Annotated in this window: 21 protein-coding genes and 3 pseudogenes; 14 read left to right on the top strand and 10 right to left on the bottom strand. The window is 43.1% G+C overall.

Annotated features, from left to right (window positions below; genetic code table 11):
- The first annotated feature begins 41 nt into the window (after positions 1–41).
- From hrpA to SU60_RS03660, 5 genes and pseudogenes are all read left to right on the top strand, one after another.
- Positions 42–4,063, top strand: a pseudogene (gene hrpA, locus SU60_RS03680) (ATP-dependent RNA helicase HrpA).
- A gap of 278 nt (positions 4,064–4,341) precedes the next feature.
- Entirely contained in the window at positions 4,342–4,821 is a 480-nt protein-coding gene (locus tag SU60_RS03675; protein WP_041154440.1) for an outer membrane beta-barrel protein, read from the top strand.
- A gap of 370 nt (positions 4,822–5,191) precedes the next feature.
- Complete coding sequence (locus SU60_RS03670; RefSeq protein ID WP_041154370.1) at positions 5,192–6,775, top strand: BCCT family transporter; 1,584 nt, start codon at positions 5,192–5,194, stop codon at positions 6,773–6,775.
- A 172-nt stretch (positions 6,776–6,947) separates the two neighbouring features.
- Entirely contained in the window at positions 6,948–7,349 is a 402-nt protein-coding gene (locus SU60_RS03665; protein WP_041154369.1) for an ATP-binding protein, read from the top strand.
- 167 nt (positions 7,350–7,516) lie between these two features.
- Positions 7,517–8,364: pseudogene (locus SU60_RS03660) on the top strand (DNA ligase).
- Here SU60_RS03660 and SU60_RS03655 read toward each other — a convergent pair.
- Together SU60_RS03655 and SU60_RS03650 are read right to left on the bottom strand one after the other, a co-directional pair.
- Complete coding sequence (locus SU60_RS03655; RefSeq protein WP_041154368.1) at positions 8,354–9,367, bottom strand: DUF3080 domain-containing protein; 1,014 nt, start codon at positions 9,365–9,367, stop codon at positions 8,354–8,356. The pseudogene SU60_RS03660 and the gene SU60_RS03655 overlap by 11 nt on opposite strands.
- A gap of 164 nt (positions 9,368–9,531) precedes the next feature.
- Entirely contained in the window at positions 9,532–10,902 is a 1,371-nt protein-coding gene (locus SU60_RS03650; protein WP_041154367.1) for an MATE family efflux transporter, read from the bottom strand.
- A gap of 326 nt (positions 10,903–11,228) precedes the next feature.
- On the opposite strand from SU60_RS03650, the gene SU60_RS03645 reads away from it, so the two are divergent.
- Positions 11,229–11,840: a riboflavin synthase gene (locus tag SU60_RS03645; protein WP_041154366.1), complete on the top strand. Its 612-nt coding sequence runs from the start codon at positions 11,229–11,231 to the stop codon at positions 11,838–11,840.
- Positions 11,841–11,890: 50 nt separating this feature from the next.
- Here SU60_RS03645 and SU60_RS03640 read toward each other — a convergent pair whose 3' ends face one another.
- Together SU60_RS03640 and SU60_RS03635 are read right to left on the bottom strand one after the other, a co-directional pair.
- On the bottom strand, positions 11,891–12,085 hold the full coding sequence (locus SU60_RS03640; protein WP_041154365.1) for a CPXCG motif-containing cysteine-rich protein: 195 nt from the start codon (positions 12,083–12,085) through the stop codon (positions 11,891–11,893).
- A 262-nt stretch (positions 12,086–12,347) separates the two neighbouring features.
- Positions 12,348–13,214 (bottom strand): fructosamine kinase family protein, encoded by an 867-nt coding sequence (locus SU60_RS03635; protein WP_041154364.1) that lies wholly within the window; start codon positions 13,212–13,214, stop codon positions 12,348–12,350.
- Positions 13,215–13,439: 225 nt separating this feature from the next.
- On the opposite strand from SU60_RS03635, the gene SU60_RS03630 reads away from it, so the two are divergent.
- From SU60_RS03630 to SU60_RS03620, 3 genes are all read left to right on the top strand, one after another.
- On the top strand, positions 13,440–14,414 hold the full coding sequence (locus tag SU60_RS03630) for a response regulator (protein WP_041154363.1): 975 nt from the start codon (positions 13,440–13,442) through the stop codon (positions 14,412–14,414).
- Positions 14,414–15,397, top strand: coding sequence for a sensor domain-containing diguanylate cyclase (locus SU60_RS03625; RefSeq protein WP_041154362.1), 984 nt, complete (start codon positions 14,414–14,416; stop codon positions 15,395–15,397). Before SU60_RS03630 ends, SU60_RS03625 begins: the two co-directional genes overlap by 1 nt.
- 114 nt (positions 15,398–15,511) lie before the next feature.
- Positions 15,512–15,856: a DUF3802 family protein gene (locus tag SU60_RS03620; RefSeq protein ID WP_041154361.1), complete on the top strand. Its 345-nt coding sequence runs from the start codon at positions 15,512–15,514 to the stop codon at positions 15,854–15,856.
- A 117-nt stretch (positions 15,857–15,973) separates the two neighbouring features.
- Here the strand turns inward: SU60_RS03620 and SU60_RS03615 are convergent, their stop codons facing one another.
- Positions 15,974–16,501 (bottom strand): C40 family peptidase, encoded by a 528-nt coding sequence (locus SU60_RS03615; RefSeq protein ID WP_041154360.1) that lies wholly within the window; start codon positions 16,499–16,501, stop codon positions 15,974–15,976.
- Between the two features lie 137 nt (positions 16,502–16,638).
- Here SU60_RS03615 and SU60_RS03610 point away from each other — a divergent pair, with 137 nt between their 5' ends.
- The 3 genes from SU60_RS03610 (at position 16,639) to SU60_RS03600 (ending at position 20,519) form a co-directional block, all read left to right on the top strand.
- Positions 16,639–18,645: a methyl-accepting chemotaxis protein gene (locus tag SU60_RS03610; RefSeq protein WP_041154359.1), complete on the top strand. Its 2,007-nt coding sequence runs from the start codon at positions 16,639–16,641 to the stop codon at positions 18,643–18,645.
- 721 nt (positions 18,646–19,366) lie between these two features.
- Entirely contained in the window at positions 19,367–19,912 is a 546-nt protein-coding gene (locus SU60_RS03605; RefSeq protein WP_041154439.1) for a DUF3750 domain-containing protein, read from the top strand.
- A 229-nt stretch (positions 19,913–20,141) separates the two neighbouring features.
- Entirely contained in the window at positions 20,142–20,519 is a 378-nt protein-coding gene (locus tag SU60_RS03600) for a hypothetical protein (RefSeq protein ID WP_041154358.1), read from the top strand.
- A 30-nt stretch (positions 20,520–20,549) separates the two neighbouring features.
- On the opposite strand, the gene SU60_RS03595 is transcribed toward SU60_RS03600, so the two are convergent.
- On the bottom strand, positions 20,550–21,377 hold the full coding sequence (locus SU60_RS03595) for a sterol desaturase family protein (RefSeq protein WP_041154357.1): 828 nt from the start codon (positions 21,375–21,377) through the stop codon (positions 20,550–20,552).
- Positions 21,378–21,485: 108 nt separating this feature from the next.
- Here SU60_RS03595 and SU60_RS03590 point away from each other — a divergent pair, with 108 nt between their 5' ends.
- Both SU60_RS03590 and nagK read left to right on the top strand, forming a co-directional pair.
- The gene (locus SU60_RS03590; protein ID WP_041154356.1) at positions 21,486–22,241 is read left to right on the top strand and encodes a tRNA-uridine aminocarboxypropyltransferase; all 756 of its coding nucleotides are present in this window, start codon (positions 21,486–21,488) and stop codon (positions 22,239–22,241) included.
- Positions 22,242–22,408: 167 nt separating this feature from the next.
- Positions 22,409–23,317, top strand: a complete 909-nt coding sequence (gene nagK / locus SU60_RS03585) for an N-acetylglucosamine kinase (RefSeq protein ID WP_041154355.1) — start codon at positions 22,409–22,411, stop codon at positions 23,315–23,317.
- A 77-nt stretch (positions 23,318–23,394) separates the two neighbouring features.
- Here the strand turns inward: nagK and SU60_RS03580 are convergent, their stop codons facing one another.
- The 4 genes and pseudogenes from SU60_RS03580 to SU60_RS03565 all read right to left on the bottom strand — a co-directional run bounded on the left by SU60_RS03580 (position 23,395) and on the right by SU60_RS03565 (position 26,864).
- The gene (locus SU60_RS03580) at positions 23,395–23,658 is read right to left on the bottom strand and encodes a DUF2960 domain-containing protein (protein ID WP_041154354.1); all 264 of its coding nucleotides are present in this window, start codon (positions 23,656–23,658) and stop codon (positions 23,395–23,397) included.
- Positions 23,659–23,805: 147 nt separating this feature from the next.
- Positions 23,806–25,583, bottom strand: a pseudogene (locus SU60_RS03575) (bifunctional molybdopterin-guanine dinucleotide biosynthesis adaptor protein MobB/molybdopterin molybdotransferase MoeA).
- Positions 25,580–26,167: a molybdenum cofactor guanylyltransferase MobA gene (gene mobA, locus SU60_RS03570; protein WP_041154353.1), complete on the bottom strand. Its 588-nt coding sequence runs from the start codon at positions 26,165–26,167 to the stop codon at positions 25,580–25,582. The pseudogene SU60_RS03575 and the gene mobA overlap by 4 nt, the downstream one beginning before the upstream one ends.
- A complete protein-coding gene (locus SU60_RS03565) occupies positions 26,145–26,864 on the bottom strand; it encodes an energy-coupling factor ABC transporter ATP-binding protein (protein WP_041154352.1) in 720 nt (239 codons plus the stop codon). The genes mobA and SU60_RS03565 overlap by 23 nt, the downstream gene beginning before the upstream one ends.
- Positions 26,865–26,889 lie beyond the last annotated feature (25 nt).

Below are 26,889 nucleotides of genomic sequence, written 5' to 3'. Positions count from 1 at the left end.
GTTTCAAGGCTTGTGTGATACAATTCGCGCAGTTTTATGTAATGAAAAGAATAGGAAACGCTTTGACTTCGTCACAGCCTACAAAGAGAACACCTGAGAAAGAGCAAACTGTTGCTGAAAAAGGTGATAAAAACGCCAAAAAATCAGCTGAGCGCGAGGTGAATACTCAGCCGCCTCAGTCGCAACAGAATAACGCCGTATCCTTACGCAAAGCACTCAATCAGTGCATGATGCGGGACCGTTTTCGCTTAAGCAAACGTATTTCTGGTGCGAGCAAGATTAAAAAAGAGGCATCACGCCATGCCGTGTTTGATGAAATTGCGTTAGACATCGCCAAGTCAATGATGGTTGCAGAGCAGCGCATCAGTTCTCACCCCAAAATCGAATACCCAGAAATTCTTCCCGTTAGTCAAAAACGGCAAGACATCGCGAAGGCGATTGAAGAAAACCAAGTGGTTATTGTTGCCGGTGAAACCGGTTCGGGTAAAACCACCCAGCTACCCAAAATTTGTGCAGAATTGGGCCGTGGTAAGTTTGGCTTGATTGGTCACACTCAGCCTCGTCGTCTTGCGGCTCGCTCAGTAGCAAACCGAATCGCTGAAGAGATGGAAACCAAGCTTGGTGAATTTGTCGGTTATAAAGTCCGATTCAATGACCAAATTTCTGAGAACACGCAAATAAAATTGATGACCGACGGTATTCTGTTGGCTGAAATTCAACATGATCGTTTCTTAAATCAATACGACACCATCATTATCGACGAAGCGCACGAGCGCAGCTTGAATATCGATTTTATCTTGGGTTATTTAAAAGAACTGTTACCACGTCGCCCGGATTTAAAAGTCATTATTACGTCTGCGACGATTGATCCAGAAAGGTTTTCGAAACACTTTGACAACGCGCCAATCATCGAAGTATCAGGTCGTACTTACCCAGTAGAAACCCGTTACCGCCCGTTAAGCGGCGATGACGACACCGATCGCGATCAACTAGAGGGTATCTTTGAAGCGGTTGATGAACTGTGTGATGAAGGGCTGGGCGATATCCTGATTTTCATGAATGGTGAACGCGAGATTCGTGACACTGCGGATGCATTGTCTAAGCGTAATTTGAAAAGCACTGAGATAGTGCCGCTATATGCGCGCTTGTCTGCGGGAGAGCAGAACAAGATTTTCCAGCCACATGCAGGTCGTCGAATTGTTCTTGCAACCAACGTGGCTGAAACATCGCTTACGGTCCCAGGCATTAAATATGTAATTGACCCAGGTACGGCACGTATCAGTCGCTATAGCTATCGCACAAAGGTTCAGCGTCTTCCTATTGAACCTATATCTCAAGCGAGTGCAAACCAACGTAAAGGTCGTTGTGGGCGTGTCGAAGAGGGGATCTGTATTCGTCTCTATTCAGAAGAAGATTTTGAGTCAAGACCAGAATTTACCGATCCAGAGATTCTTCGTACCAACTTAGCGTCTGTTATTTTACAAATGACTTCACTCGGGCTCGGTGACATACAAGCGTTCCCATTTGTTGAAGCGCCAGATAAGCGCAACATTCAAGATGGTGTACGCCTTTTAGAAGAACTTGGCGCGATCAATCCAGATGTGAAGGAGGCCAAAAAACGTCTTACAACAACAGGACGACAACTGGCTCGCTTACCGATTGATCCGCGGTTAGCGCGTATGGTCTTGGAAGCACCTAAATACGGTGCACTTAAAGAAGTGATGATTATTGCGGCGGCGCTGTCAATTCAAGACCCGCGCGAGCGCCCATCCGACAAACAGCAATCTTCAGATGATAAGCACCGACGTTTCTTCCACGAAGAGTCGGATTTTCTCACGTTTGTTAACCTCTGGGACTATATTCAAAAGCAACAAAAAGCGCTCACAGGTAATCAATTCCGTAAACAGTGCAAGCAAGACTATCTTAACTTTTTGCGGGTACGCGAATGGCAAGATGTGTATTTTCAAATTCATCAATCCATGCATGAAATGGACTTTAAGCTCAATGATGAGCCCGCATCCTATCATGGTGTCCATAGTGCAATCTTGGTTGGCTTATTGTCGCATATTGGTATGAAGGACCAAGAGAAAAGTGAATATCAAGGCGCTCGAAACGCACGTTTTCATATTTTCCCTGCATCGGTTTATTTAAGAAACAACCCAAGTGGATCATGTCTGCGGAGTTGGTGGAAACCTCAAAACTCTGGGGACGTATTATTGCCAAAATCCAGCCTGAATGGATTGAGCCGCTAGCAAAACACCTTATCAAACGTAGTTATAGTGAACCGCACTGGTCGAAGAAGCGTGCCGCGGTGATGGCACACGAGAAAGTCATGCTTTATGGCGTGCCAATCGTTCCGAAACGTTTGGTTAACTACGGTAGTATCGACCCTGCGGTTAGTCGTGAAATATTCATTCGTAGTGCTTTAGTTGAAGGTGAGTGGGAAACCAAACACGCATTCTTCAAGCAAAACCGTAAGCTTTTGCAAGAAGTCGAAGAGCTAGAGCATAAATCACGTCGCCGAGATATTTTGGTCGACGATGATGAGTTGTTTGATTTCTACGATCAACGTGTCGGTACTGAAGTGGTATCTGGTAAACATTTTGATTCATGGTGGAAAAAAACATCGAAGGTAACTCCTGAACTACTTAATTTCGAAAAAGAGATGTTGTTCAAGGGAGATGCTAGTCATGTTACCGATTTGGATTACCCTAACTTTTGGCATCAAAATGGTTTAAAACTCAAGCTTAGTTATCAATTTGAACCAGGTGAAGATAGTGACGGTGTCACGGTGCACTTGCCACTGCCAATTTTAAACCAAGTAGATCCCGCTGGTTTTGATTGGCAAATCCCAGGTCTGCGTCACGAACTGGTTGTTAGCTTGATTAAATCGTTACCTAAAACCATCCGTAAAAACTTTGTACCTGCTCCTAACTATGCCGATGCATTTTTGGCGCGAGTGACACCAATGGAGGCGCCTTTATTAGATTCATTGGAAAAAGAGCTACGCCGTATGACGGGTGTGGAAGTATTGCGCGAAGATTGGAATATGGATCAAGTGCCAGATCACTTAAAAGTGACATTCCGAGCAGTGGATCATGGTAATAGAAAACTGAAAGAAAATCGTGACCTTCATGAGTTAAAAGAAAGCCTAAAAGACAAAGTTCAGGAAACGTTGTCCAAAGTTGCGGATGATGACATCGAGCAACAAGGACTACACACTTGGAGTTTCGGTGAGTTACCAAAGGTCTACCAGCAAAAGCGTGGGGGCTATGATGTAAAAGCTTACCCTGCATTGGTGGATACCAAAGACAGTGTTGAAATAAAACTTTATGAAACGGAATACGAGCAGGTCACAGCAATGCGCGCTGGCCAACGTCGCTTAATTCTGCTCAACGTACCTTCGCCAATCAAATATCTGCATGCGAACTTGCCTAACAAGTCAAAATTGGGCTTATATTTTAACCCTTATGGCAAGGTTCTTGACCTGATTGATGACTGCATCGCTTGTGGAGTTGATAAGCTGATTGAAGAGCAGGGCGGATTAGTTTGGGAACCAGAAAAGTTCGAAGCGTTGAAAGAGTACGTTCGCGCAGAACTGGGCGATACAGTGGTCGAAATTGCAAAGCAAGTAGAAACCATTTTGACGACAGCATTCAACATTAATAAAAAGCTAAAAGGTAAAATTGATTTCACGATGGCATTTGCACTTTCAGATATTAAAGCGCAAATTGAAGGTTTGATTTTCAAAGGCTTTGCGACTGAATGCGGTTGGAAGCGGCTTCCTGATATTCTGCGTTATTTGCGGGCGATAGAAAGACGAATGGAAAAATTGCCGATCGATCCAAACAAAGATCGGTTACACATGCTAAAAATCGAGTCTGTCACCAATGACTACAAAGAACTATTGAACAAAATCCCGAAAGGTGTGGCGATTCCTGAGAACGTCAAAGAAATTCGCTGGATGTTGGAAGAGTTGAGGGTAAGCTATTTTGCTCAACAGTTAGGCACGCCTTATCCTGTGTCTGATAAACGAGTGAAAAATGCGATTGATGCTTGCTGATAGGCCAGTAAAATGAAGCTGGTTTTTCAATTTTGATAATGGGTTATGATTACTAACCATCGCTTGACAATTACTAGACTTAATAAGGCTGCAATATCGTGGCTATAGTTTGGGTAATGCGGTGGTAGGTTGGCGTGATACTTGCTTTGACTTGCTGATACGTAGCGAAAACCTATTTTAAGGACTAGAGTGGCAATTATTCGCCACTCTTATGTTTACAGTACCGACGCTTACAATTTTGTGAGTGTATGGATTTATAAAAGAGAACAAGGTAGATGATGAAAAAAACTCTATTAGCAGTGGCGCTTCTTAGCGCATCTTCTGTAGCGATGGCAGATTCTTGGATTTACGGTGGTGCATCGGTTGGCCAAGCTGACTTTAAAGGTGAAACGGATACGTCTTATTCTGTTCACGTTGGTACTGGTATCCTTCCTATCATCGGTATTGAAGCGGGTGTGACACAACACGGTAAATTCGACGTTGATGGTCAAGACACTAAGCTGACATCTTACTACGCGGCACTTAAGCCAAGCATCGATTTTGGTCCTCTGCATGTTTACGCGAAAGGTGGTATCCACCAATGGGATAAAGAAGTAAAAGGCGGCAAGGATGATGACGACTACGATCTAATGTACGGCGTTGGTGCAGAGTACTTCATTTTTGGTCCTCTATCTGTTGGCGCAAGTTACATGAACTACACTATCGACAAAGATAATGTTGATACGTTCTCATTAAACGCTTCTCTACACTTCCTGTAAGTACAAGTCGAGAAACCTTATAAGAAAACACCGGCTTACGTTAAGGCCGGTGTTTTTGTATTTAAGCCGAAGTCAGACTCAATGCGTTTTTTGATAGCAAGCTTTAATAATACCAGTCGTAGTAAATAACTGTTCATTCTCCCTCCCGCCTCAAAAACAATTAGACATCATAGTATTAATTTGACGGATGTTGATTGCATTTGTATCGACTTGCCGTAAAAATGTAATAAATTTGCGTACTTTGCATAAATGTGTGATTAGTGTTAGACTCCTTCGCCAAATTAAAGTCATTAGAGCTCAAATTAATGGAGGCGGTATTGAAATCCTTCTCATGTGAGGAGTGTTTCAAATTAACGTTAAATTTGTATATATGGATAATAACGCATTTAAGAAATACAGTATCGAAACCACAGATTATCAAGTTGGACAGGACAACGTTCAAAAATGGGGTTTCGATATACATAACCCAGTATTCGGTATCAGTGCAGGTCTCATCGTTCTTTGTTTAGTTTCACTTCTTTTAGTAGACCCAGTTACCGCTCGTACCGCTTTAAACGGCGTGAAAAACGGCATCATCGAGCAGTTTGATGCATTTTTTATGTGGTCAGCGAACTTTTTTGTATTGTTTGCGCTAGTGCTTCTTCTTTCACCTCTTGGAAAGATACGACTAGGTGGTAAAGAGGCGACACCTGATCATTCCCGAATGTCATGGCTGTCGATGCTATTTGCAGCTGGTATGGGGATTGGCCTTTTGTTTTGGAGTGTTGCCGAACCAACCGCATATTTTACAGATTGGTGGGGAATGCCTCTCAACGCGGTACCATATTCAGAAGAAGCAAAATCATTAGCGATGGGCGCAACCATCTTCCATTGGGGTATCCATGGTTGGGGAATATATGCCCTTGTAGCGCTTGCTCTTGCCTTTTTTACGTTCAATAAGGGGTTGCCGCTGTCGCTTCGTTCTGCCTTTTACCCTATCTTTGGTGATCGCGCTTGGGGGTGGTTAGGGCATGTTATCGACATCCTTGCTGTTTTATCAACATTGTTCGGCTTGGCGACATCACTTGGTTTAGGGGCTCAACAGGCAACGAGTGGCATAAACCATGTGTTTGGTCTTGATGGTGGTATTGGTACTCAAATGATAGTTATCACGTTTGTTACCTTTATTGCAGTATTGTCCGTAATTCGTGGTATCGATGGCGGTGTGAAGTTATTAAGTAATATAAATATGGTGGTTGCTTTTGCACTTCTTATCTTTATTACCTTCATCACTTTTGATACCGCTATTGATTCAATCGTTGATACAACCAAGGCGTATATTGAATACATCATTCCACTCAGTAACCCTCATGGTCGAGAAGATGAAACCTGGATGCAAGGTTGGACTGTTTTCTACTGGGCTTGGTGGGTGTCTTGGTCGCCATTCGTCGGCATGTTTATCGCTCGTGTATCGAAAGGTCGCACAGTTAGAGAATTCATTCTTGCAGTTATTGTCGTTCCAACCGTCGTTACTATTGTTTGGATGGCCATTTTTGGTGGTATCGCGCTTGATCAAGTCGTAAACAAAATCGGCGAGCTTGGGACTAATGGATTAACGGATATCTCTTTAACCTTATTCCATGTCTATGATCATTTACCCTATAGCTCAGCTATTTCGATCTTGTCTATCATGCTGATTTTAGTTTTTTTCATAACTTCATCAGACTCAGGATCTTTGGTTATCGATAGCATTACCGCTGGTGGTAAAATTGACGCTCCGGTTCCACAGCGCATCTTTTGGGCGTGTATCGAAGGCGCCATTGCTGCTGTCATGCTTTGGGTCGGGGGTAAAGAGGCTCTACAAGCGTTGCAATCAGGTGTTGTTGCGACAGGACTGCCGTTTACTGTTGTTCTACTAATTATGTGTGTCAGCTTGGTTAAAGGGCTTAGAACGGAGCTTGTTGCTTATCAATAATTGATATGTTCAGCTCAACTAAAGATACTTAATCTTATTATGTCTGTGCCGAGAGCTCATTGCTCTCGGCATTTTTCTTTTGGGGATGGTACTAAAACAACTTTGGGCTTCCATTTTTCATTTAAGTCTTTACAGTCTAACGTTTCTTCCTTGCCACACGGTTTTCGTAAAAATGTCTACCCCTAAGTTGATCTTGATCCGAGGCCTTCCAGGCTCGGGTAAAACCACACTTGCCAAGCAGTTGCTTAACGATTTCCCGGCTAAGCACTTCGAGGCTGATATGTATTTTGAAAATCAAGCGGGCGAATATTATTTTGAGCCGATGTTACTGCCGCAAGCGCATGATTGGTGCTTTAACCAGACACGAAAATGGTTAAGTAGGGGCGTTAACGTTATTGTGAGTAATACATTTGTACGTGTGTGGGAAATGAAGTGCTATTTAGACTACTGTAAAAAGAAACGTATTGAAGTCGAAGTGCGAATTTGTCGGGGAGGGTATCAGAGCATTCACCAAGTTCCTGAAGAAACCATTGAAAAAATGCGTAAAAATTGGGAAGAGTATTCTCATAAGTAGTTGAGCTATGAAACCTGTTAACTATGCAGCCTTGATCCAAAGTTTAACCAATAACTTACATTGCATTACTCGCTGCGATAGGTTTAGCTCGAATAAAAAATAATGACAAATAGGTTAATGGTGTCAGTTAGGGTTCAATGATCGCGTTGAATGAACAGGATGACCTTATGCCATTAAAAATGTCGTTGATCGCACTTGCCGTAATCACAGGCGCCTCCACTGATACGTTTGCCATTACGGATATTAACCCAGACGTATCACTTGCAGAAACTTATCAGGAAGGCATCGATGTATCGGAATACTGGTACAGTGAAAAACTCGATGGTATTCGTGCTTACTGGACTGGGCAGCATTTGGTGACGCGAAATGGAAACCGAATATATGCGCAGCATGGTTTACGGAGTCTTTACCAAATTATCCTTTAGATGGTGAGCTTTGGGCTGGAAGAGGTAATTTTCACATTGTTCAACAAACCGTGTTAGATAAAACACCAGTAGAGCGTGCTTGGCGTGACATCGACTTTATGATTTTCGATATGCCATATTCCGCAGGGGATTATCGTAAACGTTATTACAACATCAAAGAATTAGTGTTCGAGCTTGATGAATCGCATATTAAATTTGTCGAGCATCGGGTGATCCAGGACGAAGCGCATTTATTTCGTCAACTGGATAAGATCTCAACTGCTGATGGTGAAGGGGTGATGTTGCGTAAAGTTTCCAGTCGTTATCAAGCTGGTCGTGGTAGTGATTTGCTCAAATTAAAACATTATCAAGACACAGAAGCGATGGTGATTGGGTATAAACCCGGTACGGGACGCTTGTTGGGGATGATGGGAGCGATACACGTTAGAATGCCGAATGGGGTAGAGTTTTACATCGGCAGTGGTTTTACGGATGAAGTACGCCGCACTCCGCCAAAAGTTGGGTCAACCGTGACGTTCCGCTATAACGGCTTTACTCAAAACGGAAAACCCAAATTTGCGCGTTTTTTACGTGAGCGACTCAAAGAGTAGGCGTGATACTGACGCCACAGCGCTTAAATAAACCTTGCCAGAATCTGACATGTTCCAGTGTTGCTTGCCTAAATGTTGAGTGGACTTCAATCAGTCCATAATGTTGATCTTGAGCAGACATTCTCTCTTCCACTAATTGAGTCGCTTTACTCAAGTCTTGATATGTGCTGTCTAAATAGGCCAAATATGGCTGAACCTCATCTACGTAAATGGTCTGAAAAACATTATTTAAATAGCGAAACCGTGTCGTGTCGCGATTCTTCCCGCAAATAACCTTGTTTTGGTTTGACTCTAACAGCTCAGTGATCTGTGTTAACCAGAGTGATGTATTCTTGAGAGAGTAGTAAAGCCGCCCAATGGCTCGAGACTTTTCTATCACCTCTTGGTATTGAACTACTGATACATTAGGTAAGCGTGACGTGGCTTTATTCGGTACTGCATACATATCGATAAGCAAACTTAAAGCCTCTACCACCTGCGCCACTTGGTTTTTCGAATCTACAGAAAGCCAATCTGAAGCAGTGAGTTGTTTTTGCATCGCATGGCTTGTGAGCAATAAGTTATCGAGGTGTGCGTGAAAGTGTTTCCACTTTTGAGCGTATAAGTGTTCTAGTTTTGTTCGTTCATCACGACTTAGGTCAAAGTTTGTAAGACAATGATTTAATGTTTTAAGTAACTTGGTTTGGTAATCAAGGTCGTGAAACGCATCCTGAACTTTTCCAAGTTGGGAGTTTTTGTTTGCCAGCAGGCTAAACAACCCACACTGTCTTAGCTGAAAACTTTCGAGAAGGCCTAACGAAAGCCGGGGTAAAGGTTGAAACAATTCTCTGCGAGGAGGCATTGTTATCGCCGCTTTTGGCGTGATTTCAATCGCCTTTGCATCCAATACATTTGCCAACCGCTGCTGATACTTTTCTAGCGTGGCCTGCTCTGAGGAAAATAAATCGATGCAGCCTACCAGCAATGCGATAGAAGCTATAGGTAAAAAGAGTAGTAGTCTCACAAGCTATCCCGATCATCATCAACTATTGAATATTCTAGTTTGTATGGATACGCGCACTCAAATCTTTGTCATATCTGCAAAGTTAATAAAAAGCACAGGATCAATTAAGCGAGATATACGGTTTGTTATGAAAAAGCCAGCGATTGCTGGCTTTGATATCTTTGTTATTGAATCGAAAAGTTCAACTGTACTTCGGGTTTCTGTTTGTGCATCCAGCGGAGTCTCACGCCTAGCAATAACGCGGCAGAGGACAGGCCGATGATAAACCCGATCCAAAAGCCTTGCGCGCCCATCGGTTCGACAATCCAATCAGTACGACCAAGCACATAACCCATAGGCAGGCCAAGTAGCCAATAGGCGATAAAGGTGCGGTTGAATATAGAGCGCATGTCTTTGTACCCGCGCAACGCACCAGCGGCAATGACTTGGACCGCATCTGTACATTGATAAATCGCAGCGAGTAATAACAGTTGCATTGCGAGTGCAATAACTTCGGAATTATTGGTATATAAAAGAGCGATAGATTCGCGGAATACGATGGTCAATATAGCAGTGACAATAGCCAATAGGAGACCAACAATGATACCAACACGTGAAGCAATCCTAGCGCCTTCAACATTTTCTTCGCCCAGTTTATGTCCGACTCGAATACTCACCGCTGCGCCGACGCTCATCGGTAACATGAATACTAACGTAGAAAAGTTAATCGCAACTTGATGCGCAGCAACAATGATCGGCCCTAATGGAGCGACCAAAAGAGCGACGACAGCAAATAAGGTTACTTCGAAGAACAGTGCCGCTGCAACCGGGAAACCCAATTTAAACAATCGTAGCTGAGCCTTCCATTGAGGACGGTGAAACTCGCCAAATACATCAATGCTTTTTAATCGCTCTGAAGTCATGACATAAAACAGCAACAGAGCAAACATAATCCAATAAACAATGGTTGTTGCCACGCCACACCCGACACCACCGAGGGCTGGTGCACCAAATTTTCCGTAGACAAATATCCAGTTGAGAGGAATGTTTAGCAACAATCCGATAAATCCGATCACCATAGCGGGTTTGGTGAGTGACATGCCGTCAGTAAAACTTCTCAAGGTCTGGAACAATAAGAAAGCTGGAACTGCCAAAGTAACCGCATGAATATAGCCAACGGTTTTTTCTGCGAGTAGTGCTTCAATGTCCATCAACTCCAAAATAAACTGGGTTTGAAACAATACGGCAATCGTTGGAATGCTTAAAAGGAGGGCCAGAGCTATCCCTTGTTGTATCTCGAAAGGTATTTTTACACGGCGACCCGCACCATTAAGTTGAGCGACAACCGGAACCAATGCCATTAGTAAGCCAATACCAAACAAAATCGTTGGCATCCAGATACTTGAAGCGACGGATACGGCAGCCATGTCTGTCGCGCTGACGCCTCCTGCCATAACAGTATCAACGAAACTCATACCCGTTTGAGCAACAGAAGCAATCAATACGGGGGTCGAGAGTTTGATAAGACTTGATGCTTCTTCTTTATAGTGATGCACACAATACTCCAGAACGGAACAATAAGTTGAATAATTGAAGAGCGAGAGGACAAAAAAGGTAAGGTGGACCAGCGGATAGTTTGCTTAGCCACGGTAAGGTGAAATATGCCTCAAATATGCTCCGTGCAAATGATAAACAATTGTATCTTTATATGCCACATGTATTCGAAGTACTGGGCTACAAATGCGCAGTATTTTCACTGAGTTCGAGAAAGGGCTCATGCAGAATGGCGTAAATCAAAGTTTACTTGTGAGTGGAGTAAACGTTAACATCGTAGCATGACATTAAGTTCGTAGCTTTATATCTAGGTAAGTAGGAAAACAGTATGTTTACAGGAATCGTGCAGGGCACAGCGAAAGTCGTGAGTATCGATAAGAAAGAGCAATTTCAAACGCACGTTATTGAACTCGATGGTGACCTTAGTAAAGGCATAGAGATTGGAGCGTCTGTCGCTCATAACGGCTGTTGCCTTACGGTGACAAATATTGCGGGTAATCGTATTAGCTTTGACTTGATGCAAGCAACTCTGGCTCTGACAAATCTTGGTCAGCTAATAGAAGGGGATTACGTCAATGTTGAGCGTGCTGCTAAATTTGGTGATGAAATTGGCGGCCATAACATGTCCGGACATATTAGTCAGGTAGCGACTATCACTGGTGTTATCGATACACCAAACAATCGTACCATTTGGTTTGAGCTACCAATAGAAACCATGAAGTATGTCTTAGCGAAAGGATATATTGGTATCGATGGTTGTTCTCTTACGATTGGTGAGGTCGATGGAAACCGCTTTTCTGTTCATTTGATTCCTGAAACATTAAACAGAACCTTGTTTGGTTGTCGCAAAGCAGGAGACAAAGTCAATATTGAATTTGACCCGCAGACTCAGGCAATCGTTGATACTGTCGAGCGCGTGTTAGCTGAAAGAAAAATTTAAAGTGCTCACAGCGAGAGGAGCAATAAGCAAGCTCCTCTTCATTCTAAAGTCTACTCATAGTTATCGTCGACAAATAGTTCTACTTTGTTTGCCAATTCATCGACATGCATGTTGAGATGAATAGCATGGCAGCACGCCGGGCAATCGTCATAAAACTCTTGATCACCATTACTTGCATCTAAGGTAATTCCGATAGAGTGTCCGCAATGAGGACATTGTACATGTCTTTCCGTATAGTTTTTCATACAACAACTCCTGATGAACTGGGGTTAATGTAACCTGAGAGAAGATAGCTCTTTCACTGACTCGGCCCGATCTCTACAAGTCTTCGGCAAGAATATTCGCAAGTCAGCACAGGTACGTTAACTAAAATATTAGGCATAGACGTTGTTAATGGAATCGAAATAAGTACAAAGTTTGACCTCAAACTCAGCGTGGTACGAGATGACTGAGTTTGAGGTGATGTCTCTCGATGTTTTACACTATTTAGTGATAAACCTTTAGAAATCAATAAGACATAATCTTGTTGACCATCCACTGCGCTTGCTCAAGATAGTGCCCACCGAACAAGTTGCAGTGGTTTAAAACATGGTAAAGATTATAAATATCTTTTCTTTCATCATAGCCAAGCTGTATTGGGTTAACCTCTTGATAGCCTTGGTAAAACTCAGGCTTAAACCCACCAAACAACTCTGTCATTGCAATATCGCATTCACTATCGCCCCAGTAACACGCAGGATCAAAGCAGATAGGCCCTACTGGTGTCAGCGCGACATTACCGTTCCACAGATCACCATGCAATAACGACGGCTTAGGAGAGTGGTTCGCTAGACTCTGTTTCACAACAGAAATAAAGTCTTCGATATCAACGAGTGTGATCCCTTTTTCTTTTAGCAGTTGCAATTGCCAGCCGATACGCTGCTCAGCAAAGAAGACACACCATTTTTTGTGCCACTGATTTGGCTGTAAGGTTGAGCCAATGTAATTGTCGGCATCAAAGCCAAACTCTTTTTGCTCTCCCCATTGGTGTAAGCGGGCGAGTTGTTGACCAAATTCGAAGCTATTTTTAGCGTCTTCTAATGGTTTCGTGGGTAGGTAATTCAAAATCAGAAATGAGCAATTTTTCGTTTTACCGACCAGCACCACTTCGGGAACAAACAGGGTAGAAGTTTCGCGAAGTAGATGTAAGCTTTCTGCCTCTAGCTGAAACTTGGACAGAAAGTCGCGGCTATTAATTTTTACAAAGTAACGCTGTTCTCCATCATTGATCATATAGCTTTCACTAATATCACCACCGGAAAGTCGAACTTTTTCCGTGATTTGATAGTCGAACAACAATGTATCAGAGAGCTGTTGCGATATTGCTTGCCACATACAAAACCTCGTGTGTTTATTTGAGCCCCTTTAGTTTAGGTCATTCATGAGAATATGGACGCTAAATTGCACAAAGTTCAGGTATAAACCTTTAATAGAAAACATAAAATTTGTATAAATGTGAAACAAATCTCTAATAAGTCGATGTTATTTCCGCTTAGCATATAGAGATGAAATCTTTCAACATGTATTATTTCTTTTTTTGATTTTGGTTCCATAGGTAGTATGAAGTTACTGATTTGTGATGACTCAACTATTGCGAGAAAACTGATTGCTCGCTCGATAGTACGTAATAGTTCAATGAGTTTGATCGAAGCTCACGACGGCTATGAAGCACTAAACATTCTCAAGGAACAAAATATCGATATTTTGTTCCTCGATCTGACCATGCCAACAATGGATGGTTTTGAGGTGTTAAAGGCGTTACCTGTCAGTGCTTACAACACCAAAGTCGTCGTCGTCTCAGGAGACGTACAGCACGGAGCCAGAGAGCGATGTATGGAACTGGGCGCTTTTGCGTTTATTGCCAAGCCCTTGTCCAGTGAACAAATTAGTCCTATTTATGAAACCTTGGGTCTAAGTTACGCCGAGAAACCCACATTAGCTTTAGCAGACGTTGATTCCTTGTTAGAAGAAACAACGCCTTTGTCTAAGTTTCGTGAAGTCGCGAATATCGCGTTAGGTAAAGGCGCATCAATCATGGCGGAACATCTTCAGGAATTTATCCAGCTTCCGGTGCCTCATGTTGGTCCGTTGTCCTATGGTGAACTGCATATGACGCTAGTTGATGTTATTGGCCGTGATGGTTCTGTCGCCGTTGCTCAGCGGTTTGTTGGAGGCGGAGTTCATGGCGAAGCATTAGTTTGCCTTAGAGGAAAAGACATAAATCAAATTGGGGAAAGGTTAGGCTATCTTTTAGCGTTCACTGACCATAACGAAATCATTTTGAATGTGTCGAATTTATTAGTATCGTCATTTTTAACCTCTTTAGGTAGTCAGCTAGATAAAACCTTTGCATTGCGCCAGCCTAGGATCATCGATTCGTTACCAGCCTATGGTGAAGGTAATGTAGAGTCAGGGGAACTGTTCACCATCGAATATATTTACACGGCAGAATCACTGGATTTTGAGTGTGAAGTGCTGTTTTTATTAGACAGATCATCCGTAGAAATTATTTACGATATTATGGAGTTAATCTAATGTCCGATATCTCGCTGGACATGGCCAATTTCCATTGGGTCACGCAAATCTTAGATACAATGGATTCAGGGCTCATTGTTCTCGATCGTGACAACAAAGTCTGTGTTTGGAATAGCTTTATGCAATCCTACAGCGGTGTCTTATCGCAGGATATTCTTGGCCAATGTTTGTTTGAACATTTTGATGAACTCCCTCGTTCCTGGCTCGAAACCAAAATCCGCACCTCTGTAGACCTCGAAACTCGTTCATTTTCTAGTTGGGAAAATCGACCTTACCTGTTTCGTTTTAATAACTTTTCTCCTGTCTCTAACAGCAATGAATTTATGTTCCAGGATATCGTAATTACACCACTGCGAGCACTTTCGGGAGAGGTCAGCCATATCGCTATTCAGGTTAATGATGTATCAGAAACCGCGAGAAGCCGTATTCACTTAAAAGAAACGAATCAACACCTTTCTGAAATCAGTCGAAAAGACGGTCTTACGGGACTCTTTAATCGTGCCCATTGGGAAAGCGCATTAAAAGATGAGTTTGCTCAAATTAAAGTTATCGATCGCTCGTCTACATTAGTTATCTTCGATATAGACCATTTTAAAAAGGTCAATGACAATTATGGACATCCAGCGGGAGATGAAGTGATTCGTCGTACTGCTAATATTCTGAAAAAAACAGCGAGAAACAGTGACATTTGCGGCCGTTTTGGTGGTGAGGAGTTTACGGTGTTACTACCCAATACGGATCAAGAGCAAGCAAACTATTTTGCCGAACGATTGAGGCAGCGTATTGAAAAAGAAGTCATAGAAGCCGAGGGCTGCGTGATCAACTATACGATTAGTATTGGTGTTTGTGAGTATAAAACGTATTTTGACGATCACATCCATTGGTTAAAAGCCGCAGATTCCGCTTTATATAACGCGAAAGAAAATGGCCGCAATCAAACATGCACTTATGAGGATGACATATTTTCTGAGGCTGTTGAGTGACTTTTGTACGCTTAAATAATCCATCTCTGATATTTAGTAATAAGTTAATGAAATTTTCTAAACATGTCTTAATATGGAACCCATTCAGCTTAGTAATGTAATCGGAGAAAAACAGTGGTCGTAGAAACTGATGGATATCTTGCTTTAATTGAGCACTTGTCATTTAACTTAGATATCTTTGCTACTGAAGTCGGTGATACAGGCACAGAAAGCATTGAAGATGTCGTTACAGACATGGTCGCGTCAAATATTATGGCGATTTTTGAGCAAAACCCTGAACTTCACTCTAGTGTTCGATTCAAATTGCTTAAAGAAGCTGACGCAGTCGTGGATGATTTAAGCGAGGTACTTGCAGGCGTGTGGTCGAAAAAAGCAACTAATGAGCAGATTGCGTTTCTGGATGAATACATTGCATTAGTCAAAAACTTGTTTGATTCTGCTGTTGCAACGTATGACTAAGGTTAGCATTGTTATTTACACGACCACATAAGGTAACAAGGTCATAAGGTCATAAGGTCATAAAGTCATACGGACTTGGTCATAGACTTCAACAAAAGCCCGTCACCCAAAGGGGGGTTACAGTGTCACCCTACGTATTTGCCAAAACTTAGACGCCCAGTAAGGGTTGTCGGTTCTCGAAATCATCACCCCTTTAGACGTTGAGACATGCATAAACTGCTTATTGCCGATATAAATACCAACATGATAATTGGTGCGTGTCGTTTTGAAGAAAACTAAATCGCCATATTGCGCCTCTTCCCAACTCAGCTTAACGCCTTGTTTCGACTGCTGTCTCGTCGTCCTAGGTAAAGACAACTGGTAAGCTTTTACAAAGGCTTTTTGAACGAACGCTGAACAGTCAATGCCTGATTTTTTAGTGCCGCCCCAACGGTAGGGTGTCCCATGCCATTCATTGTAAAATCGCAATAGATCCGGGTTATTTGCCAGGGTTTGTTTATGTTTTTTAGTCTTATGGTGAGACGAAGCGGCCTGATGGTTGCTTACAACATCTGTAGTGTCTTCATTTGGCTTGGGAGCTGAAGAACATGCGGTTACCAGACCACAGATTATGAGAGACAAATAAATTCGACGCAAAATTCCCACCCGTTATTTTTGCAATTATCAATTGAAACACAAATGTCATATCGACTCTTTACCATTGGGATACATTTGCTCTCGTTCCATCCATGTATCGGATTTGCAACGAGTTCGTTTAAACCCCAAGAAAGAACCGCGAGATTATGACAACGAATAACCGCTTCCGTTTATCACTTTCACTAGTTCAGACTATCAGTGCAATATTTTTAACTATTACAGCACTCGTTATAGCGCTTTCTACGTCAAGTTTCAAAGGAATGGATGAAATTGGCGAGCAATTTAATGATTTGTCTCAAAAAACATTGCCAATGGCGATGGCTAACGCCAAGTTAACCAGAAACGTGCTGGAAATCGTTAAATTATTAAACAGCGGGGTGCAGCAGACACAATCTCAAGGACTTCCGGAATTAAAGAACAAGATCGATGTTTTAGCAGGGCAAACCCAAGGCTTGGTGCAGGATATCTCTGGTTCTATTGATCTAACGGACGAACTGGCTAAAAAAGTTGAACACTTGCATCAAGTAACAAGCTCGACACTCAACAAACAATCGACGGTGGTAGAGATTCAAACCCAAGTCGACTCAGCTGTAGGGGGCTTTCGGTATGGGTTAAGTTCGATTGGACCGGAGATGAGTCGAATCAGCTCATTTTTAAGTGGTGATGATCCAAATTCTATTGATGCCGCAAATCGTTTTATCGCATCTGCTAGTTCAATGGAAAGTACGTTCCTCCTGTTATTGATGCAAACCGATCTAACCAGCGCCAAACAAAAATTTCGTGAGATGAATAATCGAATTGCAGGCATTGAGTTGGCCTATGCAGACTTTAAAGCACTACACCCTGAAGTCACTGAATATACAAGCCTTAACGCTTCGTATGAAATGGTACAGAACGGTTTTGAAGAGCAGGGGATTCTGCATTTGATTCTATCTAAACTTGAGCAAAGCGAGCTACAGCAAAGGGATTTTAATCAAGCTTCTCAGCTTGCCGATGAAATCATGCAGCTCCTCGATCAAATTTCTCAATCGGCCTCCACCTTACTTGCAGAAAAAGAAGCGCAAGTGCATAACACGATAGAAACCGTCAGTACTGTCGTTCTCGTCGCGGCGAGCATTATCTCTCTGATGATTTTACTCACGTGGTTTGGACTAAGAGTTTGGATATATCGCGGGCTAAACTCGGTCAAGACTAGTCTGACGTTACTTACCGAGTTTAACTTACGCCAAAAAGCGAAATTAGAGGGCCCGCAGGAGTTAAAAGAGGTATCCGCGAAGCTAAATCAAGTTATTGACTCAACCAACGATTCTATTTCGGTAGTCACACAGAATTGCGAAACGCTTTATCAAACGGCAGAGATAAGCCATGAAGCCGCAGAGCAAACCAATCAAGGACTCACGACTCAAAACGAGGCATTAGTCTCCATGGTGACGACAATTACTGAGTTAGAGGCTGCCATACGTGAAATAGCAACCATTACTGCATCGTCTCAAGAGGACTCCGTTAGAGCAACAGAATGTACGCGAGTCGGTGTTGCAGCTGTCGAACAAAACCGCGATCGTTTGGAGTCACTTGCGCACTCATTAAATACCAGTGAGCAATCAATGCAAGAGTTGGATTTAAGAGTAAAACAAATCCGCGAGATGGTAGATATGATTAGTGGAATTGCAGACAATACTAACTTACTTGCTCTTAATGCTGCTATTGAAGCCGCACGTGCAGGGGAGCAAGGTCGAGGTTTTGCCGTCGTTGCAGATGAAGTGCGTAAGTTGGCCCGTGATACGTCCGAGCAAACGACCAATATTCGTGAAAGGATGAACGAGTTACTCGTTGCTGCAGAGCGTTCTCGTAATGCCGTCGACGAATCCCGAGAGGAAATGACGCATGCGTTACAATCGAGCCAAGAGGTTAAGCTCACATTTACTGATATTAATAATGCAGTAAAACAAATACAGGACCGAGTGACACAGATTTCACTTTCAACGGAAGAGCAAGAGCGCGCCACGGCTGATGTTTCTCAGGCTATCACTCACATTTCTGATCAAAGTGAGCGCACAAAACTTCAACTCGATGCGATGGTAAAAAGTTCGGAACAAGTGGCAGAAATTGCAGCGCAACAACAAGCCATGTTACACAAATACGAACTACGCTAATCCCGCTCTACAAAGGGTGTGCGAACCTCTCACCTTAACGTGATAACAAGACATTTTAACTTGATAACAAGACATTGAGACCGGTAAGTGTGCACATTTGCCAGTCTCAATGTCTTAAGTTATCGCGTCTTTTTTCTATCAAAACAACTCAATAGAATGGTCCGTAAGTTTCTAACTATCTGAATTTATGTGATTTTGTGATTATTAATTTTAATAAAATTATTTAATCGTCCATATAAGCTACGGTGGCATTGTCATGTACGAAGTGCTTCACTTAAGAGACATTAAGGAAAATCCCAACTCGTGCCAGATACTGCTTAGCACCGTATTGGGAGCAACAAAAAGCAAACCTAGTAAAACTAGGCTCACAAGGAATTGCCAAAATTTAGCCTCATTGCTGCTGTAGAAACTCATTGTTGTGTAGGTAATAGCACTTAGTTCTACTCGTAGCGAATGATAGCAAGGTAAAGGTGAAGCTCGTAATCAGAATCTCAAATTAAATAGAGGACAATTACAATGGGCCAATTCTATATACTTTTCGTAGTCATTAGTTTTATCGGTATCTTGGTTACCTACGGTTAAAACATCGTTACTAGGAATGCTGTTTAATTGTAATTTCGCCACATACAAGGGCGGACAGCGACATATCTTGTGGATGGTTAGACATATCAGTTAAACTAAAGGTTATTACCCAAACGGAAAGGGGTGACCTATGAAGTTCATGTGTCTTCGTAACTATAAGAGTAAACTGAGCATACTGTTTAGCATATCTTTGTTGGTGGGGTGTACCCAAAGTGATTGGAGAACCGCGAGTCGAGAACCCGCAGGTATTGCGCCCAACCCTCAAACCGTTAAGGATGCGGTTATTGAAGTTTACGCGGCGGATGCATTCAGTTGGCGTGGTTGGTTTGCTGTACACACTTGGTTAGCGGTGAAGCCACGAGACGCAGATGAATATACCGTTTATGAAGTTGTCGGGTGGCGTGTTGAACGTGGCCAACCAGCGTTGTATCAATATAATACCTCCACGCCCGATCGATATTGGTATGGTGCCAAGCCGGAGAAAGTCCTTTCCATCGAAGGAGAGCAAGCAGAAAACCTTATCCCGAAGGTACAACATGTGGTACAAACCTATCCTTGGGCAAACGAGTACACCTTGTTTCCTGGCCCCAACAGTAATACCTTCCCTGCGTGGGTAGGAAAACAGATCCCCGAACTTGGCTTGGATATGCCGTTTCGTGCTATTGGTAGTGGGTATGCTGATTAGAATATGACGAAAATACTGTCATTTCCCTTTCCTTAAGATGCGAAATTCTTCCCCACGCGCTATCCTGTAGTGACAAATAGCTTTGAAACCTAAGGATAGCGACGGATCGTATCTCAATTCTCTAATGCACCGTCTAACGTAAACTCGCTCCCAAAAATGACGTTTAGAATGTAAATTCCTCGTTTGGTTCTATACGCTAGTCAGAATTCTTTCAGATAAGGAAACGATGATGGATAAATTCGTAGTGTTTCTCTTATGCATTTTTTTAACCATTGGTGGCGCAGTGCACATCTACGACAATCTTGTTGGTGGCTTCCTACCTTACGATTTTGCACCACAATGGCTAAATATGTATTGGAGTGCGCTAGGAGTGCTGGACTTATTGTCGGTATATCTGCTGGTTAGGTATCGCAGGGCGGGGCTGGCTTTGATGTTAGTTATTCTGTTCACTAACGTCATTTTCAACTCTCATGCGCACTATACGCTCCAAATACTGGACAACAATACAGCACTACAAATGAAAACGTTATTTTTGGGGTTTGCTATTGGAGTGACGTTATGGCTATGGAATGCGCGTAGCAAACAATCCCGTCAAATTTTCCGTTAATCGCTTACCCATGCAACCACCCAAGCAGACCTAATGCTTAGGATGCTTAGGTGGTTGCGGATAACGGAAGGGTTGAGTCAGCAACTTATCGAGTCTTTGCTCGTTTTCGTCACGCAGATCAGGTAAACCAATGATAACGTGATCATGCCCAAGTTCTGGCTGAGCACGGTAGGTTCCAAACAGGCGATCCCATACCGATAAAAAGAAACCAAAATTAGAGTGTGTTTCTTTAGGAATCACAGAGTGGTGCACACGATGCATATCAGGGGTAACAATTAACTGGCGCAACGTAGCATCTATTGGTAAAGCGAGTTTTGCATTACTATGATTAAACATGGCACTGGCATTAAGTAGAATTTCAAACATCACGATCGCTGTAGGAGAGATACCAAGAGCAATGACCGCCGCGATCTTTATCACCATAGAAATCAAAATTTCAACCGGATGAAAACGAGTTCCTGTCGTGACATCAATGTCTAGGTCAGCATGATGCATACGATGCAGTTTCCACAGAAAGTTTACTCGGTGAAACATGACGTGTTGGGCATAAATCACAAGATCGAGAGCGATAACCCCGCATAACACGTTTAACCACCAAGGTATGCCAAGTAAGTTAAAGGCTCCCCATTGAGATTCACCGCCTATAACGGCTGCTTGAAAAGCGGTTATAGGTAATAAGATAGTGACGAAAAAACTGTTTAGCGCAACGAGTGAGAGGTTGTTCAACCAACGAAACCGACGTGACACCGTTAATGTTTTCCGTGGCAAGCGGTTTTCCCAAAGTGCACAGAGTAGTAGTACACTCACAAAACAGCTGAGTCTTATCCAAGAGGGATCGCTGAATGTTTCTTCAGTCACAAATGTTTCCTTCACAACGGGCTTTTGACTAGTCCTTACACCATACCTTGAGGCTAGGCGCTTTAGCCAGTAGAATCGCGCCCAACTTTTTACTAAGCGTGACTAAACATGAGAGTTCACTCGTTTCACCGTCTAATCCAACACCGACAATCGATTTCAACTAAGCCCTTCAATGCGAGAGGCTGTAGGGTTCAACGTTGTCAATATTGTCAGGTTGCTCAGGAGTATTGCCTGTGTGCATTGCAGCCGAATGTTGAATCCGATATTGCTTGTATGCTGATCGTTTCAGAAAACGAAGTGTTTAAACCAAGCAATACGGGTAGACTGATTGCGGATACGATTCAAGAAACCTATGTTTATCAATGGAACCGAACGGAACCATCTAAAGAAATGCTAGATTTATTAAATAATGAAGCGTATCAACCAGTCATTGTGTTCCCAGACGAATATGTAGATAAACCTGAGCGGTTATTAAAGGACATGTCGCCTGAGCATTTAGTCAGCACCAACGGCATTCAAAAGAAGTGGTTGTTGATTTTTATTGATGGCAGTTGGCGCGAAGCGAGAAAAATATTCAGACGTTCTGAATACTTACAATCGTTACCCGTGCTATCAATAGAACCGCAATCGCTTTCAGAATATGTGATGCGCCGTTCCGACAATGAACAACATCTTTCGACCGCAGAGGTGGCCACATTAGTTTTTCAACAAGCTGGTGAAGAACATGCTTCACGATGCCTACAACTCTGGTTTGAAGCGTTTAGAGAGACTTACATGCTGAGCAAAACGCGCGTAAAAAGTGACCTAACTCGACCCCACCTGCAACATTTCAAAGCGTGGATGAAAAACGAGAGTTCACTCTAAGGAATGACTTTTTGTTGATGGAATGTTGTTCGGACAGTCCCAATCAAGAAATAAATCAAGACGACATCACGGTTTGTAGGCGTATAGATGTGGATAATGCAAGTAGTTTAGCTTTGGCTCCAGTCATGTTTTGGGAGTCGTTTAGGCATTTTTTAGGAGAGAATTGAATGTATTACGGCTTTGATGTCGGTGGCACTAAAATTGAATTTGGTGCTTTTAACGAGCAACTTGAACGCGTTGCAACCGAGCGCGTACCAACCCCGACTGATAACTATGAATTATTAGTTGATACCGTCGCCGGGCTAGTCAATAAATATGACGCAGAGTTTGGCTGTGAAGGCACGATTGGCCTTGGTCTTCCTGGTATGGAAGATGCGGATGATGCAACGGTACTGACCGTGAACGTTCCTGCTGCTAAAGGCAAACCGTTACGCGCTGATCTTGAAGCGAAAATTGGTCGTTCAGTAAAAATTGAAAATGACGCAAACTGTTTCGCGCTCTCTGAGGCGTGGGATGAAGAGCTAAAAGACGACCCATCAGTGCTTGGTCTAATCTTAGGCACTGGATTTGGTGGCGGCTTTATTTACGACGGTAAAGTGTTCTCTGGTCGTAACCATGTCGCGGGTGAAGTTGGTCACATGCGTCTTCCTATTGATGCCTGGTTCCACCTTGGCGACAACGCACCGTTGTTAGGTTGTGGTTGCGGCAAGAAAGGGTGCTTAGACAGTTACCTTTCAGGTCGTGGCTTTGAACTTCTGTATGCGCATTATTTTGGCGAAGAGAAAAAAGCGATTGATATTATCAAAGCGAATGCTGAAGGTGACGCAAACGCGGTGGAACACGTGGAACGCTTTTTGGAGCTTTTAGCCATTTGTTTTGGCAACCTTCTAACCGCAACGGATCCGCATGTTGTTGTTTTAGGTGGTGGTTTGTCCAACTTCGACCTCATTTACGAAGAAATGCCAAAACGTATTCCTAAGTACCTGCTTTCAGTGGCAAAATGTCCAAGAATCATCAAAGCTAAGCATGGTGATTCTGGTGGTGTACGAGGCGCTGCATTCCTGAACATCAAATAAGTTCGAATGAGTCAATAATAAGAAAAGCCCTGTTACTTTGGAGTAACAGGGCTTTTTGTTTGCGTATTTTACAAGTCTTACTTTTTCTTTCCGACACCCAAGTTTTCTTTTTGCGCCAACGTGATTTTTGTAAAGCCAAGTTTTTTGAAGTGGTTATCACGGTAGTTACGAACTGCTTTGGTGTCAGAAATCGCTTCGATTTGCTGCTCCATTTTTAGGTATTCAGTGATGTCGATACCTTCGGCCTCTGCAACCGCTTCATGAATATTGCGATGTTGCTGGTAAGAGAACGTCAGTTCTTTATCTTCAGCTTTGTAAGTGTAAAGAATAGTGCGAGCCATAATTATCTCTCGAGTCTAATGTTAATGTTTTTAGTCAATCAGTTCACATCAAGTCAGCGCTTGGGTGTGTGATTAAATAGGATGTGACTAAAAACAAAGGCCAGCACTGCTGACCTTTATAAAAATATTGCTATTAAGCGCTTGGAGCTAGATTCTGCCTTGAAGCGGGATGATTGTCACGCTTTCTCCGATTTTTACCGTATCTACAGCGGGAGCAATCTCTATAAGACAATTTGCTTTACTCATTGAACGCAAAATTCCTGAACCTTGTTTCCCCGTTGTACGAACGGTTAACTGACCTGATTCATCCAACTCGTAAATACCGCGGCTGAACTCTGTGCGTCCTTGGCGAGAGCGGAGGTTTTCGCTCGCGATGGCGTTGACTTTTAGCGGCTTCCATCCTTGCTCACCTTGCATTCTACGAATCGCCGGTTCGACAAAGTTAATGAATGAAACCATCACGCAACAGGGTTACCAGGCAAACCAAAGAATGGTGTGTTGTTAACTTGTCCGAACGCCAGCGGGCGACCAGGGCGCATATTAATACGCCAGAAATCAATTTGACCCAGTTTATCTAACGCCAACTTGATGTAGTCAGCGTCTCCAACGGACACGCCACCAGATGTTAGCACTAGATCGGCTTGCTGAGAGGCACGCTCGAGCGCTTCGATCATACGTTGCTCGTTGTCTTCCAAAATTCCAAAATCTAAAATATCGCACCCTAGCTGTTCAAGCATGCCCATGATTGTGAAACGGTTGGAGTCATAAATCGAGTTTTGTTTTTGTTCTGTACCAGGAGCTTGTACTTCATCACCAGTAGAGAATATGGCGACTTTTAATTTGCGGTACACCTTTGCCTCACCAAAACCAAGAGAGGCTATCATGCCCATTTCAGGGGAGGTGAGGCGCGTACCAGTAGTGAATACGTCACTACCGATAGTCAGGTCTTCACCTGCTTGGCGTACATTTTGACCCGCTTTAATACTCGATGCATTGATCGTTACAGTGTCACCCTCTTGTAGGGTTTGTTCGCGCATAACGACAGTGTCGCCATTAACTGGTGTGGGTGCTCCGGTCATAATTTTAACCGCTTGCCCCATTTCTAAAGGCTTATCATAAGCATAACCAGCCAACACTTCTGCCATGACTTGATAACTCTGTCGGTCTAGATCGTCACTACGAATTGCGTAACCATCCATTGCCGAGTTGGTGTATTGCGGAACGTTAACTGGCGAAATAATATCTTCGGCGAGTACACGACCGTGTACGTGTTTCACATTGCATCGTTCCGTGTCTTTAACCGTATTGACCAGAGACAAGATCTTTTCTTGACCCTGGCTAACTGAGAGGAAAGCTGGCGACAGGGTGTCACAACATGCCGCGGCCTTCTCTTTGGAATCGGATACTTTGGCATCTTGTACATATTGAAGAACGAACTTCGCAATTGCATCCAGATCGTTGATGTTCATTTGCGGTAAGTCAGTGTCAAGTACACCACCGTCAGATGCGATGGCAATGATGTTCTTGTCATTAGGGTAAAGCCACGGCTTACCGACTTCTTCACGGTGCAGTTCAATTTTTGGGAATGCAATATTTTTACAGCCTTCGACAAGAATCACGTCGAGTTTATCGTGATCAAAACGGCTAAGCAGATAATCGAATGATTCTTCGGCTTCAGGCGTTTCGGTCATCAGCGCAAAACGGTTACGAGACGCAATCAACATTTGAGTTGCGCCAGCTTTGCGTAATCGGTGACTGTCTTTGCCCGGTTTGTCGACGTCAAAATTGTGATGCGCATGTTTTAGCATGCCAATACGTAAGCCAGCCTCTGTTAGTTTCGGTAACAAAGCTTCAAGTAACGTCGTTTTGCCCGTTCCGGAGTAAGCCGCAAAGCCAAGAATAGGGATGGTTAGTGAGTGTATCATGATTCTAATTGTCCAAATTGTGCCAGTTCTTCCGGTGTATTGAGGTTGACGAAACAGCTCGGAGAGTCGCTAAAGTCGACGTAGCGGGTGTTACATTCCTGATAAAGAAGAATGATTTTTCGATCGCCTCGCTCTAAAAATGCCGTCAATTTGGGTAATACCCGTTTGTGATACATCGTAAATACTGGCTGTTGATGGTTTCCATCATGCGCGACCAATATGTCCGTGTCTTCCTCTACCGCTTGGCAAAAACGGCGAACGATATCGCTGTTAATCTGCGGACTATCGCAAGGCACAAAGCCAACCCAATCAGTTTCTGCATAGACAAGACCAGCGTGAATACCACCCATGGGGCCGGGGAATTCTTTAAATTGGTCACTAAAGACAGTACCGAACTGGCGATAGGCGTCTTGATTTCGGTTAGCGTTAATCAAAATATTTGGTGTTTGTACTGATAAACGTTCAATAACGTGCGCGATGAGCGGCTTGTGATTAAGCTCAATAAGCCCTTTGTCTTTGCCACCCATGCGGCTGGCTTGACCACCAGCTAAAATGACCCAACTAGTTTGTGTTGGTTGAAGCATATGCATTCTCTTGAGAATTTTGTTTTGGTATGACATGTAACAACGGCGACTCTACCAAAGTCTTTTCTTTGATCAACCATTGTTTCTTACATAAATCGGTCAACGCATTGGTTTGATGACTTGTAACGATGATACTTGATCCACGTTCCAATAAATCCTTCGCCATGACCACCAAACGTTCGATCGACTCTTGATCGAGCGATGCACTCGGCTCGTCCATTAATAATATTGACGGTGTTAATATCCACGCTCTAGCCATGGCGACGCGTTGTTTCTCACCACCGGATAACACAGAAATGTGCTCGTCAGCGAGTGTTTCTAACTTCACCATTCTTAATGCGTTTATGACTAACGCACGTTTGTCTTGAGCAGTAATTTTATGATATTTGATTCCATAAGCGATGTTTTCATACACGCTACCATCAAAAAGGTAGGGAGACTGATGCAAGTAAACCACATCATCGCGCCCATGGCGCCCAGTCAGTTTTTTTAGCCAAGAATCTTTCGGAGCAATGACCTTACCTGTTGTTGGTTTCAGCAATCCAGCAAGGATCTTAAGTAACGTTGTTTTACCGACGCCATTATCGCCCGTCAAATAGATCGCATCATTTGGGCCGATGGCTAACTCTGGAACATGAAAAAGCACACGTTCATTAAAACGCATGGACAATTGCTCGGCGGTGATTTTTATCGTCATAATACGCCTCTACCTATCTACACAA

This window comes from Vibrio mytili, from assembly GCF_000830505.1.
GTDB lineage: Bacteria > Pseudomonadota > Gammaproteobacteria > Enterobacterales > Vibrionaceae > Vibrio > Vibrio mytili.
The sequence above is the reverse complement of the archived record's forward strand: the minus strand, read 5'-3'. Positions and strand labels throughout refer to the sequence as shown.

Coding starts and splice junctions, on each gene's coding strand:
- SU60_RS03675 (WP_041154440.1), top strand. CDS start 4,342: ATGAAAAAAACTCTATTAGCAGTGGCGCTTCTTAGCGCATCTTCTGTA.
- SU60_RS03670 (WP_041154370.1), top strand. CDS start 5,192: ATGGATAATAACGCATTTAAGAAATACAGTATCGAAACCACAGATTAT.
- SU60_RS03665 (WP_041154369.1), top strand. CDS start 6,948: ATGTCTACCCCTAAGTTGATCTTGATCCGAGGCCTTCCAGGCTCGGGT.
- SU60_RS03645 (WP_041154366.1), top strand. CDS start 11,229: ATGTTTACAGGAATCGTGCAGGGCACAGCGAAAGTCGTGAGTATCGAT.
- SU60_RS03640 (WP_041154365.1), bottom strand. CDS start 12,085: ATGAAAAACTATACGGAAAGACATGTACAATGTCCTCATTGCGGACAC.
- SU60_RS03635 (WP_041154364.1), bottom strand. CDS start 13,214: ATGTGGCAAGCAATATCGCAACAGCTCTCTGATACATTGTTGTTCGAC.
- SU60_RS03630 (WP_041154363.1), top strand. CDS start 13,440: ATGAAGTTACTGATTTGTGATGACTCAACTATTGCGAGAAAACTGATT.
- SU60_RS03625 (WP_041154362.1), top strand. CDS start 14,414: ATGTCCGATATCTCGCTGGACATGGCCAATTTCCATTGGGTCACGCAA.
- SU60_RS03610 (WP_041154359.1), top strand. CDS start 16,639: ATGACAACGAATAACCGCTTCCGTTTATCACTTTCACTAGTTCAGACT.
- SU60_RS03605 (WP_041154439.1), top strand. CDS start 19,367: ATGTGTCTTCGTAACTATAAGAGTAAACTGAGCATACTGTTTAGCATA.
- SU60_RS03600 (WP_041154358.1), top strand. CDS start 20,142: ATGGATAAATTCGTAGTGTTTCTCTTATGCATTTTTTTAACCATTGGT.
- SU60_RS03590 (WP_041154356.1), top strand. CDS start 21,486: ATGAGAGTTCACTCGTTTCACCGTCTAATCCAACACCGACAATCGATT.
- nagK (WP_041154355.1), top strand. CDS start 22,409: ATGTATTACGGCTTTGATGTCGGTGGCACTAAAATTGAATTTGGTGCT.
- SU60_RS03580 (WP_041154354.1), bottom strand. CDS start 23,658: ATGGCTCGCACTATTCTTTACACTTACAAAGCTGAAGATAAAGAACTG.
- mobA (WP_041154353.1), bottom strand. CDS start 26,167: ATGCTTCAACCAACACAAACTAGTTGGGTCATTTTAGCTGGTGGTCAA.
- SU60_RS03565 (WP_041154352.1), bottom strand. CDS start 26,864: ATGACGATAAAAATCACCGCCGAGCAATTGTCCATGCGTTTTAATGAA.